The sequence below is a fragment of the Rhodococcus sp. AH-ZY2 genome, from assembly GCF_030916465.1.
GTDB lineage: Bacteria > Actinomycetota > Actinomycetes > Mycobacteriales > Mycobacteriaceae > Rhodococcus > Rhodococcus ruber.
On the sequence record NZ_CP126458.1, the window covers coordinates 4,188,933 to 4,209,206 of the forward strand.

A 20,274-nucleotide genomic window follows, 5' to 3' on the forward strand; every position below is an offset into this window, starting at 1 on the left:
GATGACCACCGCGAACGCCGCCACCGAGGTCGGCGGCCCCTACTTCGACGAGCTGACCGTCGGCCAGGTCTTCGACACCGCCCCCGCGGTCACGATCACCGACGGCCTCGCCGCCGCCCACCAGGCGATCCTCGGCGACCGGCTGCGCCTGCCCCTCGATGCGCACCTGTCGGCGGCCGTCGCCGGTGGGCCCGTCGCGCACGCCGGGCTCGTCACCGATCTCGCGATCGGCCAGTCCACCCTGGTCACCCACCACGTCAAGGCCAACCTGTTCTACCGCGGCCTGCGCTTCCACCGCTTCCCGCACCTCGGTGACACGCTCTACACGACCACCGAAGTGGTTGGTCTGAAGGAGAATTCGGTCAAGCCCGGCCGCAAACCCACCGGCCTGGCGGCGCTGCGGATGAACACCGTCGACCAGAACGGACGGACCGTCCTCGACTTCTACCGGTGCGCGATGCTGCCGCTGAGCGAAAACCCCGATCCCGAACGCGTCGTGGCCGCCGACGACCTGTCCGCGATCGGCCCGCAGGAGCCGCCGCGGTGGTCCGCGCCCGCCGACTGGGATCTCGCCGCCTACCGGACACGGGTTCCAGGAACGCATTTCGATCCGTCGCTGGCCGGTGCGGTGCTGCGGTCGAGCGGCGACGTCGTGACCAGCGCACCCGAGCTGGCGCGGCTGACCCTCAACATCGCCGCCACCCACCACGACGAACGTGTCGGTGCCGCAGGACGACTGGTGTACGGGGGTCACACCATCGGTCTCGCCCTGGCCCAGGCCACCCGGGCGCTGCCGAACCTCGTCACCGTCCTCGGCTGGCACTCGTGCGACCACACCGGCCCGGTCCACGAGGGCGACACCCTCACCAGCGACCTGCACGTCGAGTCCGCCCACCCCCTCGACAGCGGAGGGGGCGTCCTCGAACTGCGCTCGATCGTCCACGCCCACCGCGGCACCGACGCGCCGGCAGCCGTGCTGGACTGGCGCTTCACCGCACTCATGGCCTGACCCCGGAACCGACATGACTTCTCCTGCCCCGGCACCGGACCCCATCGTCGCCCCCGACGCACCCGACTGGCGTCTGCACGCCCGCTGCCGGTTCATCGGACCGGACACCTTCTACGCCCCCGAGGGCGAGACCCTGGGCGAGCGGCAACGCCGGGAACGAGCGGCCCGGGACATCTGCGCACCCTGCCCCGTTCGTATCGCGTGCCGCGACCATGCCGTGAAGAACAAGGAACAGCACGGAATCTGGGGCGGACTCACCGAGAGGGAACGCCGCGGACTGCGGTACGTCCGCTGGCTGCCGGACCGTGCTACGTCGGCGGCCGGCTGACCCTACCCGCGGTCGCTCACTCCCCCCGGCGTGGCGATCTCGTCGCAGGTCCCATTCGAGCGCCCACGGCGTGTGCGTCCGCGCTGCATGACGAGGTCGTTCAGGTAGGGCGCGATCTTCGCCTCCTGCGCCTTCTCTCGACTACACAGTCGAGCGATCTGTTCGACCGACGACGACCTTCCAGTCCCGTGGACGGTCAGTCCGATCGCGGGTATGAACCATCCGGGCAGCGCACCGCCCAGGTGGGCAGGCTCAACGCGCGACCGACGCGCGCAACCGGCGCGCGATGCCGGGCAGGAGCGTCACCGTCGCCCACAGCGCGACCGCGGCGACAACGGCAGTGGCCGTGTCGCCGAACGTGGCGGTGCCGAGCTCGTATCCGCGCAGGGCATCGGTGGCGTGGGCGACCGGGTTGAGCGTCGCGGCGGCCTGCATCCAACCCGGCATGGTCTCGAGCGGGGCGAACGCGCTCGAGACGAACATCAGCGGCATCATCACCATCATCCCGGCGAACTGCACCACATCGGGACGGCGGAGCCGGTCACCGATGAGCCCGAACAGGGCACTCATCGCCGCGGCCAGCACGGCGAGCACGACGATGCCGGCCAGGGCGTCGACGACGGTGCCATGGAACTCGAACCCGAGTACGACGGCGGCGACACCGAGGAGCGCGGCCCGGGCGAGTGTGAACGCGGCTTCGTTGAGCGTGCGCGCCACACCGGGCAGCGCCGCCCGCATGGGAAGCGCGGCGAAGCGGTCGTGCAGGCCGTTGGTGTGATCGATCGCCGCGGACACCCCCGCGTTGGTGCCGGCCATCACGGTGGAGACTGCCAGCATGGCGGGGGTGAGGAAGTCGATGTAGCTGACCCCGGGAGGGAAACCGGGTCCGGCCGCCACACTGCGGAACACCTGACTGAACAGGACCAACATCGCCATCGGCATCGTCAGCGAGAACATCAGCAACTGCGGGACGCGGGCACTGGTGCGCAGATTGCGGACCACAAGGGCCGCGAGCTGGTCTGCGGCGGGTGACCGCCCGGATCGGGTGGTGAGCATGGCGTTCATGGGGTGGCTCCGTCGTGGGTGAGGTGGGTGAAGACGTCGTCGAGGCTGGGCGAGGCGACATCGAGGTCGCTGACGTCGACGCGGTCCCGGGCGAGCTGGGCGACGAGTTCGGCAGCGGTCATCGCGTCGCCGACGGTGAGCGAGACACGGACCCGACCGCCGTCGACGGGATTCTCGGTCTCGAGCCCGAACGGCAGGCCGCCGAGCTGGTGCGTGGGAATCGTGGCGGTCACCACCTTGCCGCCGACAATCCGCTTCAGCTCGGCGGGCGTACCGCGGGCGGCGACCCGCCCCCGGTTGAGCACGACAATGTGGTCGGCAAGCCGGTCGGCCTCTTCGAGGTACTGGGTCGTGAGCACGACGGTGGTGCCGTTGGTGGTGAGTTCGTCGACGACGTCCCACAGCGCGCTGCGGGCGATGGGATCCAGGCCGGTGGTCGGCTCGTCGAGGAACAGTACCGACGGAGATCCGACCAGGCTGGCGGCCAGGTCGACCCGACGTCGTGACCCACCGGAGAGTTCACCGACCCGCCGCGACGCGAGGTCGAGCAACCCGAGCCGGTCGATCAGAGTGTCGGCCCGAGCCCGTGCCCGGCCGCGCAGACCGGCGAGGCGGCCTATCAGTTCCAAATTCTCTCGGGCAGTGAGGAACTCGTCGAGTCCGGCATACTGGCCGGTGACTCCGATCCGGCGGCGCACGTCCATCGCGTCGGTGACGACGTCGAGGCCCTCGACCAGCGCCCGGCCGACGGTCGGCCGCACCAGCGTGGTGAGCACGCGAATCAAGGTCGTCTTACCGGCGCCGTTGTGGCCGAGCACGCCGAGCGTCGTGCCCGCCCGCACCTCGAGGTCGAGGCCGTCGAGCGCCCACGTCTTGTCGTAGGCGACATGGAGATCGTCCACTACTACTGCAGGGGCGTTCATCTCACGCCTCCGAACCGGTGCCGGGCACGTGCACTGCCGGCGCGCTCCGGCGTCGCCGGCCCGAACGTCGGGGCACCCCCGCAGGGAGGGGCGGTGCGTCGGTGTCGTCGGCGTCGAGCGCGATGTGGACACGGATGGTCGTCATCTGAGGGTCCTTCCGAGACGGCGCTCCCCTGGGTTGGGAAGTCGACATCTCTGACGAGCGACCCGCGATTTGGACGCATCACACCGACAGCGACCGCTCGAGCGCGGCCCGGAAGAACCGAACGAGTGGACGTGAGGGGAGCCCGTCGGCCAACCACACACGACGCATCTCCCAGCGCAGCCACTGGCGCGGAACTACCTTTGAAGACCTCGGAGCCGCCGCCGGATTCGCCTGAGAGCCGACGAGAGGACCGGCCGCGCCCGGCTCAGGCGCCGAGACCGTGCGCGAGCCGCTGCACCCGTTCGCGCGCCGCGTCCAGGCTTGCCGTGGAGCGCTCGGTCATCGGCTCCAGTGCCGGAATACGTCCCGCCAGGGTGTATTCGGCGGTCACGACCGTGACGTCCATGCCCAGCGACGTGCCGAGCACCTGCTGCAGCGGCGGCACGGTGTGGTCGAGGCCCTCGTCCGGGTCGCCGGGGCCGTAGGCCAGCCCGCGGCTCGAGATCACGACGACGGGCGTGCCCGCGAACGGCTGGTCCGGGGTGTCGAACGGCACGGTGGTGCCGAGTACGTGGATGTGGTCGATCCACGCCTTCAGCGTCGACGGCAGCGACCAGTTGTACATCGGGGCACCGATCACGACGGCATCGGCGCTCCGGACCTCGGCGATCAGCTCCGTCTGCAAGGCCTCCGCCGCGGGATCGACGGAGGCGCCGGGTGCCCGCAGGCGTGGCGCGTAGTGCAGTTCCGCGTCCCCGAGATGCGGGACCGGGTCTCGGTGCAGGTCCCGTTGGATCACGGTGTGGCCGGGTCCGCGCCGGCGCCACGTGTCGGCGAAGAGACGGGTCAGCTCGCGGGAGACGGACATCTCGAGGTTCGCGGACGAATCGAGCTGCAACAGCTGGGGCACGTCGGGCTCCTTCGGGTTCGAGTACTGCACCTGTGGATCACTGCGCCGGTGGATCACTGCGCCGGGTCGATGACCGTGCCGGGTCGGCTACCGGCTATTGCACGATGCCGGCGGCACGCAGCCCGGCGATCTGCTCGTCGGTGAGGCCGAGATCGGTGAGCACCGCGTCGGTGTGCTGGCCCAGCGCCGGGACCGCCCCCATGCGCATCTCCACGTCGGAGAACGTCATGGGCGGCAGCACGGCCCGCACCGGGCCCGCCTCGGTGCCCACCTCCCGCCAGCGGTTCCGTTCCTCGAGCTGCGGGTGCTCGATCAGATCCTTCATCTCGTTCAGCCGGGCGGCGGGTACCCCCGCGGCGGCGAGCCGTTTGTCGAGTTCGGCGGTCTCGAAGCGGCGCGTGTGCTCGGCGACGACCGCGTCGGTCTCGGCGCGGTGCTGCACCCGCAGGATGTTCGTCGCGAACTTCGGGTGCCCGGCGAGATCCGGGCGGCCGAACACCTCGGTGACCAGCGCCCGCCAGCCGCGGTCGTTCTGCACGCCGATGAGGATCTTCCCGTCGACGGTCGGGTACGCGTCGTAGGGCGCGATCGACGCGTGGCTCAGACCCATCCGCTGGACCTGCGTGTCCTGATACATCTGCAGGTACATCGGGTGGCCGAGCCACTCGACGGTCGCATCGAACATCGACACGTCGATCGTCGCACCCGCTCCGGTGCGCTCGCGCCGGAACAGCGCCGCCTGGATCGACGTGAGCGCGTACATGCCGGCGGCGATGTCGGAGGTCGGGATGCCGGTCTTCGTGGCGGTCTCCGGGGTGCCGGTGATCGAGCACAGCCCGGTCTCGGCCTGGACCAGCATGTCGTAGGCCTTGCGCTCGCGCAGCGGGCCCTCGGTGCCGTAACCGGTCATGTTCACCACGATCAGCTCGGGCCGCGCGCGCCGCAGCTCGTCGGCGCCGAGCCCGAGCCGCGCCGCCGCGCCGGGCGCGAAGTTCTGGAGCACCACGTCGGCGTCGTCGACGAGGCGACGCACCGTGGCGAGGCCCTCGGCGGCCTTGAGGTCGATGCAGATCGACTCCTTGCCGCGGTTGAGCCACACGAAGTGCGACGCCAGCCCGTGGACGGCGGCGTCGTAGTTGCGGGCGAAGTCGCCCTCCCCGATGCGTTCGATCTTGATGACGCGGGCGCCGAGATCGGCGAGGTGGCGGGTCGCGATGGGGGCGGCGACCGCCTGCTCGAGGCTGACGACGGTGATGCCCGCCAGCGGCAGGCCCGTCGATGCCTCGCTTCCCGGCTCGCTGTGCTCGCTCATCGCGTGTGCGCCTTCCTGTCTTCGTATGCCGTCGCGGCCTCTCCCCGGGCACGGCAGCGCCACCGTCGCACATCGTCCTCCGGCGCGCCGTGGTCGATCAGCCACGCCTCCGGCCCGCCGGGATGCGCGACGAGGCGTTCCACGATCGGAGTGATCGCCTCGGCGGGCGCGCGGAACAGTTCCGACGGTACCGCCCGGCCACCGCCCGGGGACGAGCCGCCCACGCGCAGGCCGACGGCCTCCCAGCGACGGTACAGACGGGGCATGTTCGTGTCGGTGGCCACGTAGTCGTCGACGACGGCCTGCGGTTCCACCCCCGCCGCGAGCAGCAGGACGGCGACGGCGAGGCCGGTGCGGTCCTTGCCGGCGGTGCAGTGCACGAGGACCGGGCCCGCGGCCCGCGCGACGACCGGCACGAGCCCGGCGAACAGCGGTGCGGCCACGTCGACCACGCGGCCGTAGAGTTCGGCGAGGCCGGTGCGCCCGCCCGGCGCGGCGTCCGCGTGCAGCGACAGCCGGTGCACGTGCGTGCCGTCCGGCCAGGTGTAGGTGCGGTGGCCGCGCTCGGCGTCGGAGCGCAGGTCGACGACCGTCGTGGGTGGCCGCTCGGCGAGGAGTCCGCGTACCACGTCGCCGGTGTAGCAGGCATCGCCGCGGTACAGCACACCGGCGGCGGTGCGGCCGCCGCCGGTCAGCGCCAGCCCACCGAGGTCCCGCAGGTTCACCGGCCCGGGTCCGGACTGCTCTTCGTCCTGCACGTGCACCCCTTCTCGTTCGACCGGGACCCCGTGCCCCGTCGCCCCACAGTCGATACCCGACCGGCGGTCCCTGTCCAGCGGGGTCGCGGACTACTCCGGCCGGCCGTCGGTGATCAGCGGCCAGAGCCCGCGCGACCCGGCCTCGACGGCCGCCGCGGTGAGCCTGTCGTCCCAGAACCGGACGGAACCGAACTCCCGGCGCCACGACAGCAACCGGTTCGCGTGCCGATGCAGCTCGTGCTCCATGGTGAAGCCGATCGCGCCGAGACTCTGGTGGGCGTTGCGCACCACCACCGACGCGGCGTGCCCCGCACAGGACTTCGCGGCGGCGATCGCGAATCCCGCTTCGTCGCTGCCGAATCCGGAATCCTCGGCGATCGTCACGGCGGCCTGCGCGGCGGCGCGCGCGAGCGCCCCCTCGGCGGCGATGTCCGACACCAGGTGCTGCACCGCCTGGAACTTGGCGAGCGGACGGCCGAACTGGACGCGGGCGGTGGTGTGGCCGACCACCAGGTCGAGCACCCGCTCCATCGCGCCGCTCATCGCCAGCGCCCGGGCGAGCGCGCCCCGGCGCAGGAACTCCTCCGCGGTGCCGTCCGGCACCGCGGCACCGGAGAGCGCGGCGACGTCGACGCGGATGTGGTCGCGCGGCTCGGACGCGACGTCGACCGCCTCGGTGACCTCGACGTCGGCGCGGGCGACGTCGGCGACCCGCCACGTGCCGTCCGCCTCCCACAGCACGACGACGGCGTCGACGTCGCGGGCCCACGGCACGTGCCGGGCCGAGCCGTCGGCGGTCAGCACGGCGGCGGTGCGTGCCGCCGCCGGATCGGTCACCGCGCGCTCGCAGCCGGACAGCTGCAGCAGCCAGCCGGCGAGGAGGTCGTTCTCGGCAACCGGCACCGCCGCGGCACCGGCGCCCGCGGCGCCGAGCAGGTAGGCGGCTTCGGCCCAGCCCGCCTCACTGCCCCCGTCCGCCTCCGGACCGGTGAGCCGGGCGAGACCGAGTTCGGCCAGGGTCGACCACAGTTCGCGGTCGAGACGCAGCGGCCCGTCGAGGCGGTGATCGTCGCCGCGGCGCTCACCGAAGAGCTGTTCGAGCATCTGCGCGAGTTCGCGCATCTCGACGTCGTTGCCAGTAGTCGCGTTACTCATCAGCGCATCCCCAATCCCCGCGCGATGACCCCGCGCAGAATCTCACTCGTGCCGCCTCGGAGGGTGAATCCGGGACGCTGCATGACGCCGGCTCGGACCAGTTCGGCGAACCCCTCCCCGGCGGTGTCGCTCTCGTCGGCCAGTTCGTCGGCGAGGTCGGCGATGTCGCCCTCGGTCTGGGTGCCGAGCACCTTGACCACCGACGCGGCGACCTCCGCGTTCTCGTGCCGCTGCAGTGCCTCGGACACCCCGCGGGACATGTGGTGCAGGCCGAAGATCCGGCCGACGAACGCGCCGATGCGGGGGTCGGCCGGCAGACGGCCGGCGCCGGCCTCGTCCACCGCCCCGGCGAGCACCCCGAACGTGGACATGAAGCGTTCCGGGCCGCTGCGCTCGTAGCCGAGTTCGGAGGTGACCTGCGCCCAGCCGTCGCCGACGGTGCCGAGCACGAGGTCGTCGGGCACGAACACGTCGTCGAGGACGACCTCGTTGAAGTGGTGCTCACCGGACATCGACAGCACGGGCCGGATCTCCACGCCGGGCGAGTCCAGCAGGACGATGAACTGGCTCAGTCCGGCGTGCCGGTGCGCCGGGTCGAGCGGCGCGGAGCGGGCCAGCGCGAAGAAGGCATCGGCGTGGTGGGCGCCGGAGGTCCACAGCTTGGTGCCGGTGATGCGCCAGCCGCCGTCGACCTCCACGGCCCTGGTCTTCACGCTCGCCAGGTCGGATCCGGACTCGGGTTCGCTCATGCCGATGGCCCAGCAGATCTCGCCGCGGGCGATGCCGGGCAGGAACCGCCGTTTCTGCTCCTCGGTGCCGTACTTGAGCAGCGACGGCGCCGCCTGCCGGTCCGCGACCCACTGGGCGGCGACCGGTGCGCCGACCGCGAGGAGTTCCTCGGTGACGACGAAACGCTCCATGAAGGTGCGGCCGTGCCCGCCGTACTCGGTGGGGATGGTCATGCCGACCCAGCCGCGGGCGGCGAGGGCCTTGGTGAAGTCGGTGTTCCAGCGGGCGAGCCAGGTGTCCACGCCGGGGGTGAACACGCCTGCGTCGATCTGCTCGCGCAGGAAGGCGCGCACCTCGGCTCGCAACGCGGCGAGGCTCGGGTCGGGGGCACCGGCGGACGGCACCAGTGATGTACGCATCGTCGTCTTCTTCCGTGAGGGGGTCAGGGTCGCGGTTGCAGCAGCAGCAGGGCCAGGTCGCCGTATCGGGCCGCGATGTCGGCGGGGGTGTCCGGACCGTCCGGGTCGTACCAGTTCGCGATCGAGGTCGTCATCGCCAGGATCGAGCGGCGGCAGTCCTCCGGGTACGGGGTGGTGAACGCTCCGGATTTCACGCCGTCCTCGATGATGCTGCCCAGCAACTCGTTTCCGGAACGTCGCCGCTGCTCGTAGACCGCCGCGTTCTCCGGTTCCAGGTTGCGGACCTCGGTGCCGATCATCAGGCTCTGCTCCTGGCAGGTGGTGCGGAACCGGACGAGGGCGATCACCAGGGCCCGCAGTCGCTCCACCGGGTCGTCCCCGACACGCGAGAGTTCCTCGTCGCACATCGCGTCGAAGGCGTTGACGCCGTCGATCAGGATGGCCAGCAGCAGGTCCTGCTTGTTCTTGTAGTGGTAGTACAGCGCGGACAGGCTGACGCCGGCCTCCTGGGCGATCGTCCGGATCGACGAGGCCCCGTATCCGTTGCGGACGAACTCGCGACGGGCCGCCTCGATGAACACCCGTTGCCGCTCCGAGGGGACGACGGTGTCTCCCTGTCGTGCATAGGTGCCCCGCCGGACGCTCATCGGTCACCTCCGGCGGTCACGGGGCGCAGCGCCCCCTTGACGAGCTTGCCGGTGGGCGTCCGGGGCAGCGCAGCGACGAAGTCGACGCTGCGCGGGCACTTGTACCCGGCGATGCGGTCGCGGCAGTAGGCGATCAACTCGGCGGCGAGCGCCTCGTCGCCGGCAACGCCCACCGCCGGCTGGACGACCGCCCGGACCGATTCGCCCATCTCGGCGTCGGGCACGCCGATCACCGCGACGTCGAACACCTTGGGGTGCAAGGCGAGTGCGTTCTCGATCTCCTGCGGGTAGATGTTGACCCCGCCGGAGATGATGGTGAACATGGCCCGGTCGGTGAGGAAGAGGTAGCCGTCCTCGTCGAGATATCCGATGTCCCCGGTCGTCGCCCAGGTGGGGTGGAGCGGGTGGCGCGACTCGGCCGTCTTCTCCGGATCGTTGTGGTACTCGAAGCTGTACCCGGGACGTTCGAAGTAGATCGACCCGATCTGCCCGGGCGGCAACTCCGTTCCGTCCTCGGCGCAGATGCGGGCACGGCTGGGGTGGCCGTGACCGGTGCGGCCCACGGTGCCGGGTTTGCGGAGCCACTCCTGCGGCGAGACGAGGGTGCTGCCGACGGATTCGGTGGACGAGTAGTACTCGTAGATCCGCTCACCCCACCAGTCGATCATGGCGCGCTTGACCTCGACCGGGCACGGCGCGGCCGAGTGGATGGCCACCCGCATCGCGGACAGATCGTAGCGGCCGCGGGCCCGTTCGGACAGCTTCAGCAACCGGACGAAATGCGTGGGCACCCACTGACTGTGGGTGACGCGGTGGCGCTCGAGGTCGGCGAGGCAGGTCTCGGCGTCGAACCTGCCCGCGACGATCGCGGTGCCCCCGAGGGCCTGCGCCGCGGCCCCGAACCGCAGCGGCGCAGCGTGGTAGATCGGCGCCGGGGAGTAGTACACGCAACCGTCGTCGAAGCCGAAACTCTGCAGCAGGCCGACCGCGTTGGAGGCCGCCTGCTCACCGACCTGCACTCCGCTGAGCGCGGGCTTGATCCCCTTCGGCCGGCCGGTCGTGCCCGACGAGTAGAGCATGTCCGTGCCGCCGGGCTGGTCGGCCGGCGGGGTGGTGCTCATCGCGGCGATCTCGACTTCGTATCCGAGGTGTCCGGGTATGTCGCCGCCGAATGCCAAGCGGTGCCGCACCTTCGGCGTGTCGTCGGTAACGGCGACGGCAAGGTCGGCGAGCGGCGCGGAGACCACGAGTGCGGTGGCGTCGCAGTCGTCGACGATGTAGGCGACCTCGGAGGGGGCGAGATGCGTGTTGACGAACGTCACGTACATTCCGGAACGTACTGCCGCCCAGTACAGTTCGAATGCGGTGGCGTCGTTGACCGACAGCACCGCGAGGTGGTCCCCGAGGCCGAGGCCGTGGGCGCGGAGCCAGTGTGCGAACTGCACCGAACGGTCCTCGAGCTCACGGTAGCTCACCACACGGCCGGTGGCGGCCTCGATCGCCGCCGGCTTGTCCGGGGTGACCGACGCGTAGCGTCCGGGATACATCCGAGCTCCTTCCACCTGCCCTGGCAGTACGGTTACAGGCCGAGGTCCTTGGCAATGATCGTCTTCATGACTTCGCTGGTGCCGCCGTAGATCCGGCTGACGCGGGTGTCGGCGTAGAGCCGGGCGATCGGATACTCGGTGATGTAGCCGTACCCGCCGTGCAGCTGCAGGCACCTGTCGATCACGCGACCGGCGACCTCGGTGCAGAACAGCTTCGCCCGGGCGGCGTCGGCGACCGACAGCTCGCCCCGGTCGAGCAGCTCGAGGCAGTGGTCGGCGAAGACCCGTGCCGCCTGCACCTCGGCGGAACATTCCGCGAGAACGAACTTGGTGTTCTGGAAGGAGGCCACCGGCTTGCCGAACACCGTGCGGTCCCGGGTGTACGCGAGGGCATGCTCGATCGCGGCCGCGGCCTGGCCCACCTGGTTCAACGCGATGCTCAGACGTTCCTGGGGCAGGTTGTGGGCGAGATAGCCGAAGGCCTTGCCCTCCTCGCCGAGGAGATTCTCCACCGGCACCTTCACGTCCTGGTACGACAGCTCGGCGGTGTCCTGCTGGTGCAGACCGAGCTTGTCGAGCTTGCGGCCGACGGAGAACCCCTCGGCGTCGGTGGGGACGCAGAGGATCGACAGTCCGGCGCGACGGTCCTCCGGGTCGAACGGGGCGGTGCGGCACACGGTGAGGACCAGGTCGGCGGTGACGCCGCCGGTGATGAACGTCTTCGCGCCGTTGACGACGTAGTGCGAGCCGTCGGCGGACAGCGTGGCCGTGGTGGCGATGCTGGCCAGGTCGGAGCCGGTGCCGGGCTCGGTCATCGCGACGGCGGTCATCATCCGCCCGGACGCGAAGTCCGGCAACCAGCGCTTCCGCTGCTCGTCGGTACCGTATTCGAGCAGGTACGGCAGGATCAGGCAGGAGTGCACGGTGTAGGAGCCGAAGGACACCCCGGCCCGCGCCACTTCCTCGAACACGATGGCGTTGTACTTGAAGCTCGCCTCGCCGCCACCGCCGAACTCCTCGGGCACCTGGATGCCGAGGATGCCGAGTTCACCGAGGCGGTGGAAGAACTCGCGCGGGGGCCGGCCCAGCTCGTCCCACTCCTCGCGATGCGGCAGCACCTCTCGCGCGATGAAATCGCGCACCATGGACCGGAATTCGTCGTGCTCCCGGCTGAAGATCGTCCGCTCCACGGCCGTATTCCCTTCGTTGCGTGCGGCGACCCGCGAGGGCGCGGCGGTCAGTTCCCGGTGAAGTTCCCGCCGCGGCGTTCGAGGAACGCCGAGAGGGCCTCGCCGTGGTCGGCGGTGTGGTGCGAGAGGGCCTGGAACGCCGCCGAGAGCTCGAGGATGCTGTCGAGATCCTGGCGCTGCCCCTCGCGCATCAGCTTCTTGGTCATGCGCAGTGCGTGCGGCGGGTTCGAGGCGACGCGGGCGGCGAGCTCACCGGCCGCGGCGAGCAGCTGATCGGGTTCGACGACCCGGGAGACCATGCCCCACTCGAGCGCGGTGGCGGCGTCGACGCGGTCGCCGGTGAAGGCCATCTCCGCGGCCCGCGCCGCACCGATGGCGCGGGGCAGCAGCCAGGCGCCGCCGTCGCCGGGGATGATGCCGAGCTTGACGAAGCTCTCGGCGAAGAACGCGGTGTTCGAGGCGATCCGCATGTCGCACATCATGGCCAGGTCGCAGCCGGCGCCGACCGCGGGACCGTTGACGGCGGCGATGATCGGCACCTCGCAGTGGTAGATCGCCTTGGGCAGCCGTTGGATTCCGCGACGGTAGCCCTCCCGCAGCTGATGCGGGGCGCCCCCGAACATCCCCGTACGGTCGGCCATGTCCTTGACGTTGCCGCCGGCCGAGAACGCGCTCCCGGCGCCGGTGAGGATCACCACGCGGGTCTCGTAGTCCGCGTTCGCCTCGTCCACGAGCTGCACCAGCCGCTCGACGACGTCGTCGCCGGAGATCGGATTGCGCGCCTCGGGCAGGTTGATCGTCCACGTCGTGACGTGGCCTTCGCGGCTGGAGAGTACGACGTCCTCGGGTGCGCTCATGCGGAGGTCCTTTCGGCCGACGGAACGGCAGGCAGCAGATTAGGTCGAACGATCGTTCAAATTACTGTGCCGAGGACCCGTTGTAAAGAGGGGGACGCCTCGACGGCCGGGCCGGCCGCGCTCACGCGAAGTCGAACGCCCGCGCTCACGCGAAGTCGAACAGGGGTGGGAGCACGCACACCACCAGCGCCGCCCAGATCCCGAAGACCGGCAGGTAGCGGGTCTGCCAGCGTTCGACGGAGCCGAACCCGCGGCGGCCACGGACGAACCCGAACAGGAGCCGAGCCGACCAGGTGAGACCGACCAGCAGAACCAGGTTCATCCCGAGTGCGGCCACCTTGTTCGGAGTGAAGCCGAACTCCGCGATTCGCGTGAGCATGGCGGTCAGCATGAGCACGTCGACCACGAGCGCAAGGACGACGAGGACAAGTTGCAGGCGGTCGAACAGGTCGGGCGGCAGATGCGGCTCGCGGGCGGAGACCGCGTACAGCAACAGGCCCAGGACGACGACGAGGATGAGGTCCATCAGGATCAACAGATTCCGGTCGACGTCGACGACGCTTCCCGTCGTCGCGAGGGCCGCGAGCAACACCAGCAGCATGACGATCGTGACGGGGGTGAACACGCGGGTGAGGACGGGCGCGATGTTCTCCACCACGTTCTGCTTCGCCTCGACCAGCCAGGCGGCGACGACGACCGCGCCCGCCGCGCCGAACGGCAGCACCCACTCCTCGACGACCCACTCGGCATCCGTGCCGAGCGCATCGAACGCGCCGATCGTCAGACCCACCAGCACACCCCCGCCGAGGGCGAGAAGGGTGAGATAGACGACCCATTCGCCGGTGAACCGGATGAAGTCCATCCGGCGCCGGTCGGACCGCCACTCGCCACCGACGTAGGCGAGACCGACGACGAACCACAACACGATCGGGGTGTGGATCGCGACGATCACCTCGGTCGAACCGCTCGGGACGAAGGGGTATCCGTTAGTCACGGCCGCCGCCAGCGCGAACGGCACCAGCAGCGCCACGGCGCCGCGGGGCGACATCCGGCGCTTCCACGCGAAGTAGGCGGCGAGGAACGGGAGCACGAGCAGGCCGAGGTTGCGCGCGACGACGCCCTCGTCCAGGGTCGCCAGTCCCGCCTTCAGTGCGACGGCGCCGCCGACGGCGAGCGCGAGAACGACGAGCAACTCACGCCTGGGCCGGGGACCGCTGCCGTCCGCGGCGACGGACGTCAGGACGAGTTGCTTCCAGAGCCGATCGGAATGCTCGCGCGCGAACTCCCGGGAGATGTCGTCCACGCTGCCCATGCGCTTGACCGCGACCAGGAAAGCCTCGTCGGCCGCCAGACCCGCGGCGGACAGATCCGAGATCTGGTCCCGCAGATGATCTTCCATCTCGTCGGCGTCGGCGGTGGAGATCACGCGACGCCGTTCGACGTAACCTCGCCATCGGCCGATCTGCGTCTCCAGCGCGGCGTCCATCACGACCACCCGGGGGCCGCGGGCATCTCCGCGCAGCGCCAGACCTGGTCGAGCGCGTCCGCGACCACGTCCCACTGGCTGCGCCGTTCGGCGAGCGCGCTCCGTCCCGCGTCGGTGATCGCGTAGTGCTTGCGTCGTCGTCCGGTGTCGGAACTCCCCCACGATGCCGACACGTATCCGGACCGTTCCAGCCGGTGCAGCAGGGGGTAGAGCATTCCGTCGGTCCACTGGATCCGTCCGCCGGACAGGTCCTTGACGCGTTTGAGGATGGCGTAGCCGTAGGAATCGCCCTCGGCGAGGATTCCGAGTACGAGCGGGGTCGCCGACGCGGCCACGAGGTCCTTCTCGATGTACATAGGTCTCCTATGCCTAGGTCTGCTAGGCATGAACCTAGCAGACCTAGGCATAGGCCGGTCGGTCTTCGGCTGCGGACTGCGCGTCCGAAACGCCCGTCGCACGCTCTGCACAGCGCGGGGAGGGCGCCGGGGTCCGGCGCCCTCCCCGCGGTGGGCCTGCGTTGCTCCGTACTGCCGTGTACCACCCGGTCGGCAGGCGGCTCCGGTGACGCGGTCAGCCCTTCTTCGGCTCCGCCTCCACCTCGTCGTCGTCGGCGAAGACCAACCGGCCGTCGTCCAGCGCGACGGCCCAACGGCGCACCGGCGCCCAGTCCCGTCCGAGTTGCTCGCCGGCCTGGGCAGCCTCGCTGGCATAGTCCTCGACCACTACACCGGGTGCACGGCCCTTCTCGTCGCCGCGGCGCACCACCACCCGCGAGCCGACGGTGAGCCCGCCGCGACCTGCGTCTCCCGAGTTGTCACTCATAACAAATGATCATGACAGCTAATGCGCCCGCGGACATCCCAACGGCGGTTCGGCGCCCTCCGTGTCGGCTTCGGCACGTCCTCACGGCCCGACTCACTCGACGATCGGGAAGAGGGAGTCGCCGTCCTCGGGACTGCCGTCGATCTGCCCTCGATCGACGCGCGAGTCCTCGACGATGACACCCTCGACCACCTCGGCGTGCTTCCCACCGCCGCCCGCGACGGCGGCGTCCCCGTCGACCACCTCGTCGACGACATCCTCGGTCAGTTCGTCGTCGGGCATGGCCGCGACCGGCCGTTCGAGCGGCTCCGCGGGTGCCACGTCGGGCTCCTCCTCCGCGAGGCGCTGGTCCAGCGACTCGCCCTCCTGTTCCTCCCGCTGCGTGGTGCCGAATCGGTCGGCACCGCTCCAGCCCTCCGGCGGGTCCACGACCTCGTCACCGTCGTCGTTGCGGACTTCGTCGGAGTCGAGGCCCTCGCTGGGGCTGAGGGTGTCGCCGGGGCCGTCTTCGATACTCATGACTGTGACGTACCCGAGCCGGCGAACGCGGAAACGCACAGGTTTACCGGGGTCGGAGGCCGGATATGCCGGGGAGACGACCACAGCGAGGGAGTCTTCCCATGGACGAGAACGACCTCTTCCAGCACATCGAGGAACTGGTGGACGAGGAGAAGGCGCTGCGTTCGAAGTCGAGCGGCGACGGCATGAGCGATCAGGACCGGCAGCGCCTGCGCGCCGTCGAGGAACGCCTCGACCAGTGCTGGGACCTGCTCCGGCAACGCCGCGCGAAAGCCGAGTTCGGCAACGACCCGGACGAGGCGGAGGCGCGGCCGGTCGGGGAGGTCGAGTCCTACCGCCAGTGAGGACCTCGTGACCGGGACCGCGAGGAGGACGGCGTGAGGTTCGAAAGCGTGCGGCTCAGAGCATCGAAAACTCTTGCTGCAGTGGCCCTCTCGCTCGGACTGGTCACCTCGTGCGGCGACACCCCGCCGGGCCCGGCGCCGACCACCGGCGTGCCCGCGTCGTCACCGGCACCGGTGACGGCGACGACGGCTGGGAGCACCCCCGTGCCGAACACCTCGTCGACCACAGCGACCGAGGACACCACTCCACCGACCGACGCGTCCTTTCCCGGCGAGAACCTGACCCCGGAGGAGGCCGGGGAACTTCAGCGTGCGGTCGACGAGGGCAGCCGGCCGTGGCGGCTGGATCCGTCCCTGGTCGCGCAGGCGTTCGTGGCGGACCGGTTCGGCTGGAGCGACACCGAGGCGCGCACGGCCGACCCGCACACCGTGGAGGTGACCGACCGGACGGACGGCAGCATCGTGGTGCTTCAGCTGCGCCAGCCCGTCCGCGAGGGGGCCGACGGCATCTGGGTCGTCACGGGCGGCGTCCGGATCGACTGAGGAACCCGCGTCGGAATCATGCCTGCGCCGCGGTCCGCCGCACGAGGTCGACGATCGCGACGGGAGCATCCGACTGCGGCGCGTGCCCGGCCCACGGCAGCGGCACGAACCGCGCCCCGGGAATCAGTGGGACGTACCGCACCGTCTGCGCGGATGCGACGACGTCGAGCACGCCCTGCGCGAGGGTGACGGGGCACGAGATGCGGTCGAGACCCGTCGGCACGTCCGTCAGCACGGCATTCCACAGCATCGACCAGTAACCTTCCGATTCCGCGAAACCCCCCTTCACGGACAGGGATTCAGCCTTCGAGGTGCGCCACGGCAGGGCCCGCAGCCCGGCGGTGAGCGCAGTGCGCCCGACGGCGCTGTCCGACATCCGCTCGATCAACGGGCTGCGTGCCTTGTTGACGATCCGCGCGACGGCCATGAGCAGTCCCTGGAACGCCCGCTCCGGCGGCAATCCGAGACCGGACGGGGACAGCGCCACCACCGACCTGGCGCGCCCGCGCCGCGCCAGGTCCAACGCCAGACGGCCGCCGAGGGAGTTGCCCAGGACGTGCACCCGGTCCAGCCCGTGGGCGTCGAGGTCCGCCGCGACGGCAGCGCCGAGAGACTCGACGGTGGGACGGGTCGGCAGCATCGGTGACGATCCGTGGCCGGGAAGGTCCACGGCCAGGACGTCGAAGTGCTCGGCGAGGCGCGGAACGAGTTCGGCGAAGTCGTCGCGAGTAGCGCCGATCCCGTGCAGGAGAAGCAGCGGCTCGCCGGAACCGGCACGTCGACAGGCCAATCGAGGAGTGTGCATCGTGCCCATCCTGCCCGGACCGGGAGGGTGCGGCCACCCGGACGCCCGGGGACCCGGCCCCGTCACACCGGCTCGAGCAGCTCCGGACGGTTGTTGCGGGGGTTGTTGACCTCGGTGCTGACCTCGTACGGATGCAGGTGAGGTTCCGGTACCGAGGCGACCAGCGCGTCGACGTCGTCGCGGTCGGTGAGGGCCGGGTCGAGCCACACGTCGTGGAAGGACGACGGGAGCACCAGCGGACACCGCTCGTGGATCTGCCCGGCCGCATCGGTGGCCTCCGTCGTCAGCACGGTGACGGTCCACAGCCACTTGTCGGGATGGTCGTCGGGCAGGTCCGGATCGGGCCACAGCTCGTACAGTCCCGCCATCGCGAGCACGCCGTCGCCGTGCAGGAAGTACGGGATCTTGGTGCCGTCCTCGCGCTTCTGCCACTCGAAGTACCCGTCGGCCGGCAGGATGCACCGTCGCCGCGAGGCGGCGGCCTTGAACGACGGCTTCTCGGTGATCGTCTCGCAGCGGGCGTTGATCATCCGGTTGCCGATCTTCGGGTCCTTCGCCCACGACGGCACGAGCCCCCACCGGGCGGACCGGAGCTGCCGCACCGCCTCCGCGCCGGGCTCGCCCTTCGGGGCGCGCTCGAGCACCACCCGCACGGTCTGCGTCGGCGCGACGTTGTACGACGGGGGCAGCGGCTCGCCCACCGTCTCCACCACGTCGAACAGGGAGCGCAGTTCCTGATCGGTGACCGTGCTCGCATACCGACCGCACATGGGCACCCACCTTCCGTCGTCGGGCCTCGACCGGTCGGTTCCCATGGTGCCGCACCGCACCGACACGCGTGTGACGCCGGTCATCGGCGGGGGCCGTCCGGCCGGGACGCCGGACCCGGCGCGCTAGCCTGGGTGCCGGGACCGGTCGCGAATCCGGCGACGACGTCGCGGACAGCCGTGGTCTCCCCGGACGTGCGGGCTCCTCGGTCCGGCACGCAGTCTGTCCCCCATCGGATTGGAGTACACCGTGGTCGACCTCGCCTATGTCATCGCCGGGTCCGAAGCCACCGGCGGCGCAGGGCTGCAGGCGGATCTGAAGACGTTTCAGGAGCTGGGCGTCTACGGCGTCGGCACCACGACCTGCATCGTCTCCTTCGACCCCCGCAACAATTGGTCGCACCGCTTCGTCCCGATCGCGCCCGAGGTCGTCGCGGACCAGATCGAGGCGGCCACCGCGGCCCACGACCTCGACGTCGTCAAGATCGGCATGCTCGGCACCCCCGCCACGATCGACGTGGTGGCCGAAGGTCTGCGTGGCCGGTCGTGGCGGCACGTCGTTCTGGACCCGGTGCTGATCTGCAAGGGTCAGGAACCCGGGGCGGCGCTCGACACCGACAACGCGCTGCGTGAGTCCGTGCTTCCCCTGGCCACGGTGGTCACCCCCAACCTGTTCGAGGCCCGCACCCTGGCGGGGATGGACCGCATCGACACCGTCGACGACCTCGTCGAGGCCGCTCGCCGCATCCATGCCCTGGGCCCGCGGTACGTCCTGGCCAAGGGCGGCGTCGAACTCGCCGGTGACGATGCCGTCGACGTGCTCTTCGACGGCGAGCAGGTCACCGTCCTCGCCGCGCCGAAGGTCGGCCGGGAACGGGTGTCGGGTGCCGGCTGCACTCTCGCCGCGGCCGTGACCGCCGAACTCGCCAAGGGCGCCGACGTGCCGGCCGCCGTCGCGCTCGCGAAGGACTTCGTCACCGCCGGTATCGAGGGCCGGGTCGGGGCGCACACCCCGTTCGACACGGTGTGGCAGGGCGCGTACGCGGCGTCGCGCTCCGCGTAGGGCCCCCTCTCCGTCGGCGGGCCGGATTCGCCTACCGGAGTGCAGATCCGGACGTCGACAACCGTCGGGACGGTTGTCGATGTCGGGAACCGGAGCGCGTAGCCCGGTATCGCGATGCGCGGGTGCGCCCGGCGCCTATCGTGGACGGGCATCCGTCCGCTCGCCGAGAGGATCTTCGATGACCACGACCCGGTCCGCGCTCGTCACCGGCGGCACCGGCGGTCTCGGTGCCGCCGTCACGACGCATCTGCTCGAGGCGGGCTGGCGGGTCGTGGTCCCCTGGGTGGCTCGTACCGAACTCGGGCGGCTCGGGGACCATCCGAGTCTGCATCTCGTGGAGGCGGACGTGTCGGACGACGCGCAGCTGCGGCAGGCCGTCGCGCTCGCGGCCGCCGACGACTCCGCGCCGCTGTTCGGCGTGGTGAATCTGGTGGGCGGGTTCACCTCGGGCTCCCGGGTACACGAGACGCCCGTCGAGGTCCTCGACGCCCAGCTGGATCTGAACCTGCGTACCGCCTACGCCGTGACCCGCGCGGCGCTGCCGCACCTGCTCGCGGGCGGCGGCGGGTCGGTGGTCTGCATGTCCACCGCGGCGACGAAACGGCCGTTCGCCGGGGGTGCCGCGTACGTCGCGTCGAAGGCTGCCGTGACCGCACTGGCCGAGACCCTGGCCGTCGAGTACGCCGGCGACGGTGTCCGGGTCAACGCGCTGCTGCCCGTCGTCATCGACACACCCGCGAACCGGGCGGCGATGCCCGACGCGGACCGGCGCTCGTGGTCGCGGCCGGCCGAGGTCGCGCGGGTGATCCGGTTCCTGCTCTCCGACGACGGCGCCGCCGTCACCGGGGCTTCGATCCCCGTCACCCACGTGGGCTGACGCGCCGGACACACCACGCCCCGCCCGGGCCGGCTGGAACCGAGCGAACGGACC

At 70.8% G+C, this 20,274-nt stretch carries 24 protein-coding genes; 6 read left to right on the plus strand and 18 right to left on the minus strand.

Annotated elements, in window-relative coordinates; translation table 11 throughout:
• The first annotated feature begins 1 nt into the window (after window position 1).
• Together QNA09_RS20085 and QNA09_RS20090 are read left to right on the plus strand one after the other, a co-directional pair.
• On the plus strand, window positions 2–1,009 hold the full coding sequence (locus QNA09_RS20085) for a MaoC family dehydratase (RefSeq protein ID WP_203011138.1): 1,008 nt from the start codon (window positions 2–4) through the stop codon (window positions 1,007–1,009).
• Between the two features lie 13 nt (window positions 1,010–1,022).
• Window positions 1,023–1,337: a WhiB family transcriptional regulator gene (locus QNA09_RS20090; RefSeq protein WP_010593576.1), complete on the plus strand. Its 315-nt coding sequence runs from the start codon at window positions 1,023–1,025 to the stop codon at window positions 1,335–1,337.
• Between the two features lie 252 nt (window positions 1,338–1,589).
• Here QNA09_RS20090 and QNA09_RS20095 read toward each other — a convergent pair whose 3' ends face one another.
• The 16 genes from QNA09_RS20095 to QNA09_RS20170 all read right to left on the minus strand — a co-directional run bounded on the left by QNA09_RS20095 (window position 1,590) and on the right by QNA09_RS20170 (window position 15,821).
• Complete coding sequence (locus QNA09_RS20095; RefSeq protein WP_010593577.1) at window positions 1,590–2,402, minus strand: ABC transporter permease; 813 nt, start codon at window positions 2,400–2,402, stop codon at window positions 1,590–1,592.
• Window positions 2,399–3,325, minus strand: coding sequence for an ATP-binding cassette domain-containing protein (locus tag QNA09_RS20100; RefSeq protein WP_308072039.1), 927 nt, complete (start codon window positions 3,323–3,325; stop codon window positions 2,399–2,401). Before QNA09_RS20100 ends, QNA09_RS20095 begins: the two co-directional genes overlap by 4 nt.
• A gap of 1 nt (window position 3,326) precedes the next feature.
• Window positions 3,327–3,470: a hypothetical protein gene (locus QNA09_RS20105; RefSeq protein WP_162919339.1), complete on the minus strand. Its 144-nt coding sequence runs from the start codon at window positions 3,468–3,470 to the stop codon at window positions 3,327–3,329.
• A gap of 265 nt (window positions 3,471–3,735) precedes the next feature.
• The gene (locus QNA09_RS20110) at window positions 3,736–4,380 is read right to left on the minus strand and encodes an FMN-dependent NADH-azoreductase (protein ID WP_268965758.1); all 645 of its coding nucleotides are present in this window, start codon (window positions 4,378–4,380) and stop codon (window positions 3,736–3,738) included.
• Between the two features lie 94 nt (window positions 4,381–4,474).
• On the minus strand, window positions 4,475–5,692 hold the full coding sequence (locus QNA09_RS20115; RefSeq protein WP_064065888.1) for a CaiB/BaiF CoA-transferase family protein: 1,218 nt from the start codon (window positions 5,690–5,692) through the stop codon (window positions 4,475–4,477).
• Complete coding sequence (locus tag QNA09_RS20120; RefSeq protein WP_308072040.1) at window positions 5,689–6,456, minus strand: tyrosine-protein phosphatase; 768 nt, start codon at window positions 6,454–6,456, stop codon at window positions 5,689–5,691. Before QNA09_RS20120 ends, QNA09_RS20115 begins: the two co-directional genes overlap by 4 nt.
• 84 nt (window positions 6,457–6,540) lie before the next feature.
• Entirely contained in the window at window positions 6,541–7,605 is a 1,065-nt protein-coding gene (locus tag QNA09_RS20125; RefSeq protein ID WP_140188937.1) for an acyl-CoA dehydrogenase, read from the minus strand.
• Entirely contained in the window at window positions 7,605–8,753 is a 1,149-nt protein-coding gene (locus tag QNA09_RS20130; protein WP_026138049.1) for an acyl-CoA dehydrogenase family protein, read from the minus strand. The genes QNA09_RS20125 and QNA09_RS20130 overlap by 1 nt, the downstream gene beginning before the upstream one ends.
• A 23-nt stretch (window positions 8,754–8,776) precedes the next feature.
• Entirely contained in the window at window positions 8,777–9,400 is a 624-nt protein-coding gene (locus QNA09_RS20135) for a TetR/AcrR family transcriptional regulator (RefSeq protein WP_010593584.1), read from the minus strand.
• Complete coding sequence (locus QNA09_RS20140; protein ID WP_059174323.1) at window positions 9,397–10,947, minus strand: acyl-CoA synthetase; 1,551 nt, start codon at window positions 10,945–10,947, stop codon at window positions 9,397–9,399. Before QNA09_RS20140 ends, QNA09_RS20135 begins: the two co-directional genes overlap by 4 nt.
• Before the next feature lie 32 nt (window positions 10,948–10,979).
• On the minus strand, window positions 10,980–12,137 hold the full coding sequence (locus QNA09_RS20145; RefSeq protein ID WP_017681960.1) for an acyl-CoA dehydrogenase family protein: 1,158 nt from the start codon (window positions 12,135–12,137) through the stop codon (window positions 10,980–10,982).
• A gap of 47 nt (window positions 12,138–12,184) precedes the next feature.
• Complete coding sequence (locus tag QNA09_RS20150; RefSeq protein WP_010593587.1) at window positions 12,185–12,994, minus strand: crotonase/enoyl-CoA hydratase family protein; 810 nt, start codon at window positions 12,992–12,994, stop codon at window positions 12,185–12,187.
• 145 nt (window positions 12,995–13,139) lie between these two features.
• Window positions 13,140–14,480 (minus strand): permease prefix domain 1-containing protein, encoded by a 1,341-nt coding sequence (locus QNA09_RS20155; RefSeq protein WP_040274952.1) that lies wholly within the window; start codon window positions 14,478–14,480, stop codon window positions 13,140–13,142.
• Window positions 14,480–14,836, minus strand: a complete 357-nt coding sequence (locus tag QNA09_RS20160; RefSeq protein WP_010593589.1) for a PadR family transcriptional regulator — start codon at window positions 14,834–14,836, stop codon at window positions 14,480–14,482. The genes QNA09_RS20155 and QNA09_RS20160 overlap by 1 nt, the downstream gene beginning before the upstream one ends.
• 214 nt (window positions 14,837–15,050) lie before the next feature.
• The gene (locus QNA09_RS20165; protein WP_010593590.1) at window positions 15,051–15,302 is read right to left on the minus strand and encodes a hypothetical protein; all 252 of its coding nucleotides are present in this window, start codon (window positions 15,300–15,302) and stop codon (window positions 15,051–15,053) included.
• 93 nt (window positions 15,303–15,395) lie between these two features.
• On the minus strand, window positions 15,396–15,821 hold the full coding sequence (locus QNA09_RS20170) for a hypothetical protein (protein ID WP_010593591.1): 426 nt from the start codon (window positions 15,819–15,821) through the stop codon (window positions 15,396–15,398).
• Between the two features lie 101 nt (window positions 15,822–15,922).
• Between QNA09_RS20170 and QNA09_RS20175 the strand changes: the two genes are divergently transcribed.
• Together QNA09_RS20175 and QNA09_RS20180 are read left to right on the plus strand one after the other, a co-directional pair.
• Entirely contained in the window at window positions 15,923–16,165 is a 243-nt protein-coding gene (locus tag QNA09_RS20175) for a DUF2630 family protein (RefSeq protein ID WP_010593592.1), read from the plus strand.
• A gap of 33 nt (window positions 16,166–16,198) precedes the next feature.
• Window positions 16,199–16,708: an acyl transferase gene (locus tag QNA09_RS20180; protein ID WP_308072041.1), complete on the plus strand. Its 510-nt coding sequence runs from the start codon at window positions 16,199–16,201 to the stop codon at window positions 16,706–16,708.
• A gap of 16 nt (window positions 16,709–16,724) precedes the next feature.
• On the opposite strand, the gene QNA09_RS20185 is transcribed toward QNA09_RS20180, so the two are convergent.
• Both QNA09_RS20185 and QNA09_RS20190 read right to left on the minus strand, forming a co-directional pair.
• The gene (locus tag QNA09_RS20185) at window positions 16,725–17,513 is read right to left on the minus strand and encodes an alpha/beta fold hydrolase (RefSeq protein WP_268965761.1); all 789 of its coding nucleotides are present in this window, start codon (window positions 17,511–17,513) and stop codon (window positions 16,725–16,727) included.
• Window positions 17,514–17,575: 62 nt separating this feature from the next.
• The gene (locus QNA09_RS20190) at window positions 17,576–18,283 is read right to left on the minus strand and encodes an SOS response-associated peptidase (RefSeq protein ID WP_010593595.1); all 708 of its coding nucleotides are present in this window, start codon (window positions 18,281–18,283) and stop codon (window positions 17,576–17,578) included.
• A gap of 247 nt (window positions 18,284–18,530) precedes the next feature.
• On the opposite strand from QNA09_RS20190, the gene thiD reads away from it, so the two are divergent.
• Complete coding sequence (gene thiD, locus QNA09_RS20195) at window positions 18,531–19,343, plus strand: bifunctional hydroxymethylpyrimidine kinase/phosphomethylpyrimidine kinase (protein WP_017681963.1); 813 nt, start codon at window positions 18,531–18,533, stop codon at window positions 19,341–19,343.
• A gap of 178 nt (window positions 19,344–19,521) precedes the next feature.
• Entirely contained in the window at window positions 19,522–20,220 is a 699-nt protein-coding gene (locus QNA09_RS20200) for an SDR family NAD(P)-dependent oxidoreductase (RefSeq protein WP_017681964.1), read from the plus strand.
• Window positions 20,221–20,274 lie beyond the last annotated feature (54 nt).

What these genes read in the sequence shown, in the direction of transcription:
- QNA09_RS20085 (WP_203011138.1), top strand. Translation starts at nt 2, where the DNA reads ATGACCACCGCGAACGCCGCCACCGAGGTCGGCGGCCCCTACTTCGAC.
- QNA09_RS20090 (WP_010593576.1), top strand. Translation starts at nt 1,023, where the DNA reads ATGACTTCTCCTGCCCCGGCACCGGACCCCATCGTCGCCCCCGACGCA.
- QNA09_RS20095 (WP_010593577.1), bottom strand. Translation starts at nt 2,402, where the DNA reads ATGAACGCCATGCTCACCACCCGATCCGGGCGGTCACCCGCCGCAGAC.
- QNA09_RS20100 (WP_308072039.1), bottom strand. Translation starts at nt 3,325, where the DNA reads ATGAACGCCCCTGCAGTAGTAGTGGACGATCTCCATGTCGCCTACGAC.
- QNA09_RS20105 (WP_162919339.1), bottom strand. Translation starts at nt 3,470, where the DNA reads ATGACGACCATCCGTGTCCACATCGCGCTCGACGCCGACGACACCGAC.
- QNA09_RS20115 (WP_064065888.1), bottom strand. Translation starts at nt 5,692, where the DNA reads ATGAGCGAGCACAGCGAGCCGGGAAGCGAGGCATCGACGGGCCTGCCG.
- QNA09_RS20125 (WP_140188937.1), bottom strand. Translation starts at nt 7,605, where the DNA reads ATGAGTAACGCGACTACTGGCAACGACGTCGAGATGCGCGAACTCGCG.
- QNA09_RS20130 (WP_026138049.1), bottom strand. Translation starts at nt 8,753, where the DNA reads ATGCGTACATCACTGGTGCCGTCCGCCGGTGCCCCCGACCCGAGCCTC.
- QNA09_RS20135 (WP_010593584.1), bottom strand. Translation starts at nt 9,400, where the DNA reads ATGAGCGTCCGGCGGGGCACCTATGCACGACAGGGAGACACCGTCGTC.
- QNA09_RS20140 (WP_059174323.1), bottom strand. Translation starts at nt 10,947, where the DNA reads ATGTATCCCGGACGCTACGCGTCGGTCACCCCGGACAAGCCGGCGGCG.
- QNA09_RS20150 (WP_010593587.1), bottom strand. Translation starts at nt 12,994, where the DNA reads ATGAGCGCACCCGAGGACGTCGTACTCTCCAGCCGCGAAGGCCACGTC.
- QNA09_RS20155 (WP_040274952.1), bottom strand. Translation starts at nt 14,480, where the DNA reads ATGGACGCCGCGCTGGAGACGCAGATCGGCCGATGGCGAGGTTACGTC.
- QNA09_RS20160 (WP_010593589.1), bottom strand. Translation starts at nt 14,836, where the DNA reads ATGTACATCGAGAAGGACCTCGTGGCCGCGTCGGCGACCCCGCTCGTA.
- QNA09_RS20165 (WP_010593590.1), bottom strand. Translation starts at nt 15,302, where the DNA reads ATGAGTGACAACTCGGGAGACGCAGGTCGCGGCGGGCTCACCGTCGGC.
- QNA09_RS20170 (WP_010593591.1), bottom strand. Translation starts at nt 15,821, where the DNA reads ATGAGTATCGAAGACGGCCCCGGCGACACCCTCAGCCCCAGCGAGGGC.
- QNA09_RS20175 (WP_010593592.1), top strand. Translation starts at nt 15,923, where the DNA reads ATGGACGAGAACGACCTCTTCCAGCACATCGAGGAACTGGTGGACGAG.
- QNA09_RS20185 (WP_268965761.1), bottom strand. Translation starts at nt 17,513, where the DNA reads ATGCACACTCCTCGATTGGCCTGTCGACGTGCCGGTTCCGGCGAGCCG.
- QNA09_RS20190 (WP_010593595.1), bottom strand. Translation starts at nt 18,283, where the DNA reads ATGTGCGGTCGGTATGCGAGCACGGTCACCGATCAGGAACTGCGCTCC.
- QNA09_RS20200 (WP_017681964.1), top strand. Translation starts at nt 19,522, where the DNA reads ATGACCACGACCCGGTCCGCGCTCGTCACCGGCGGCACCGGCGGTCTC.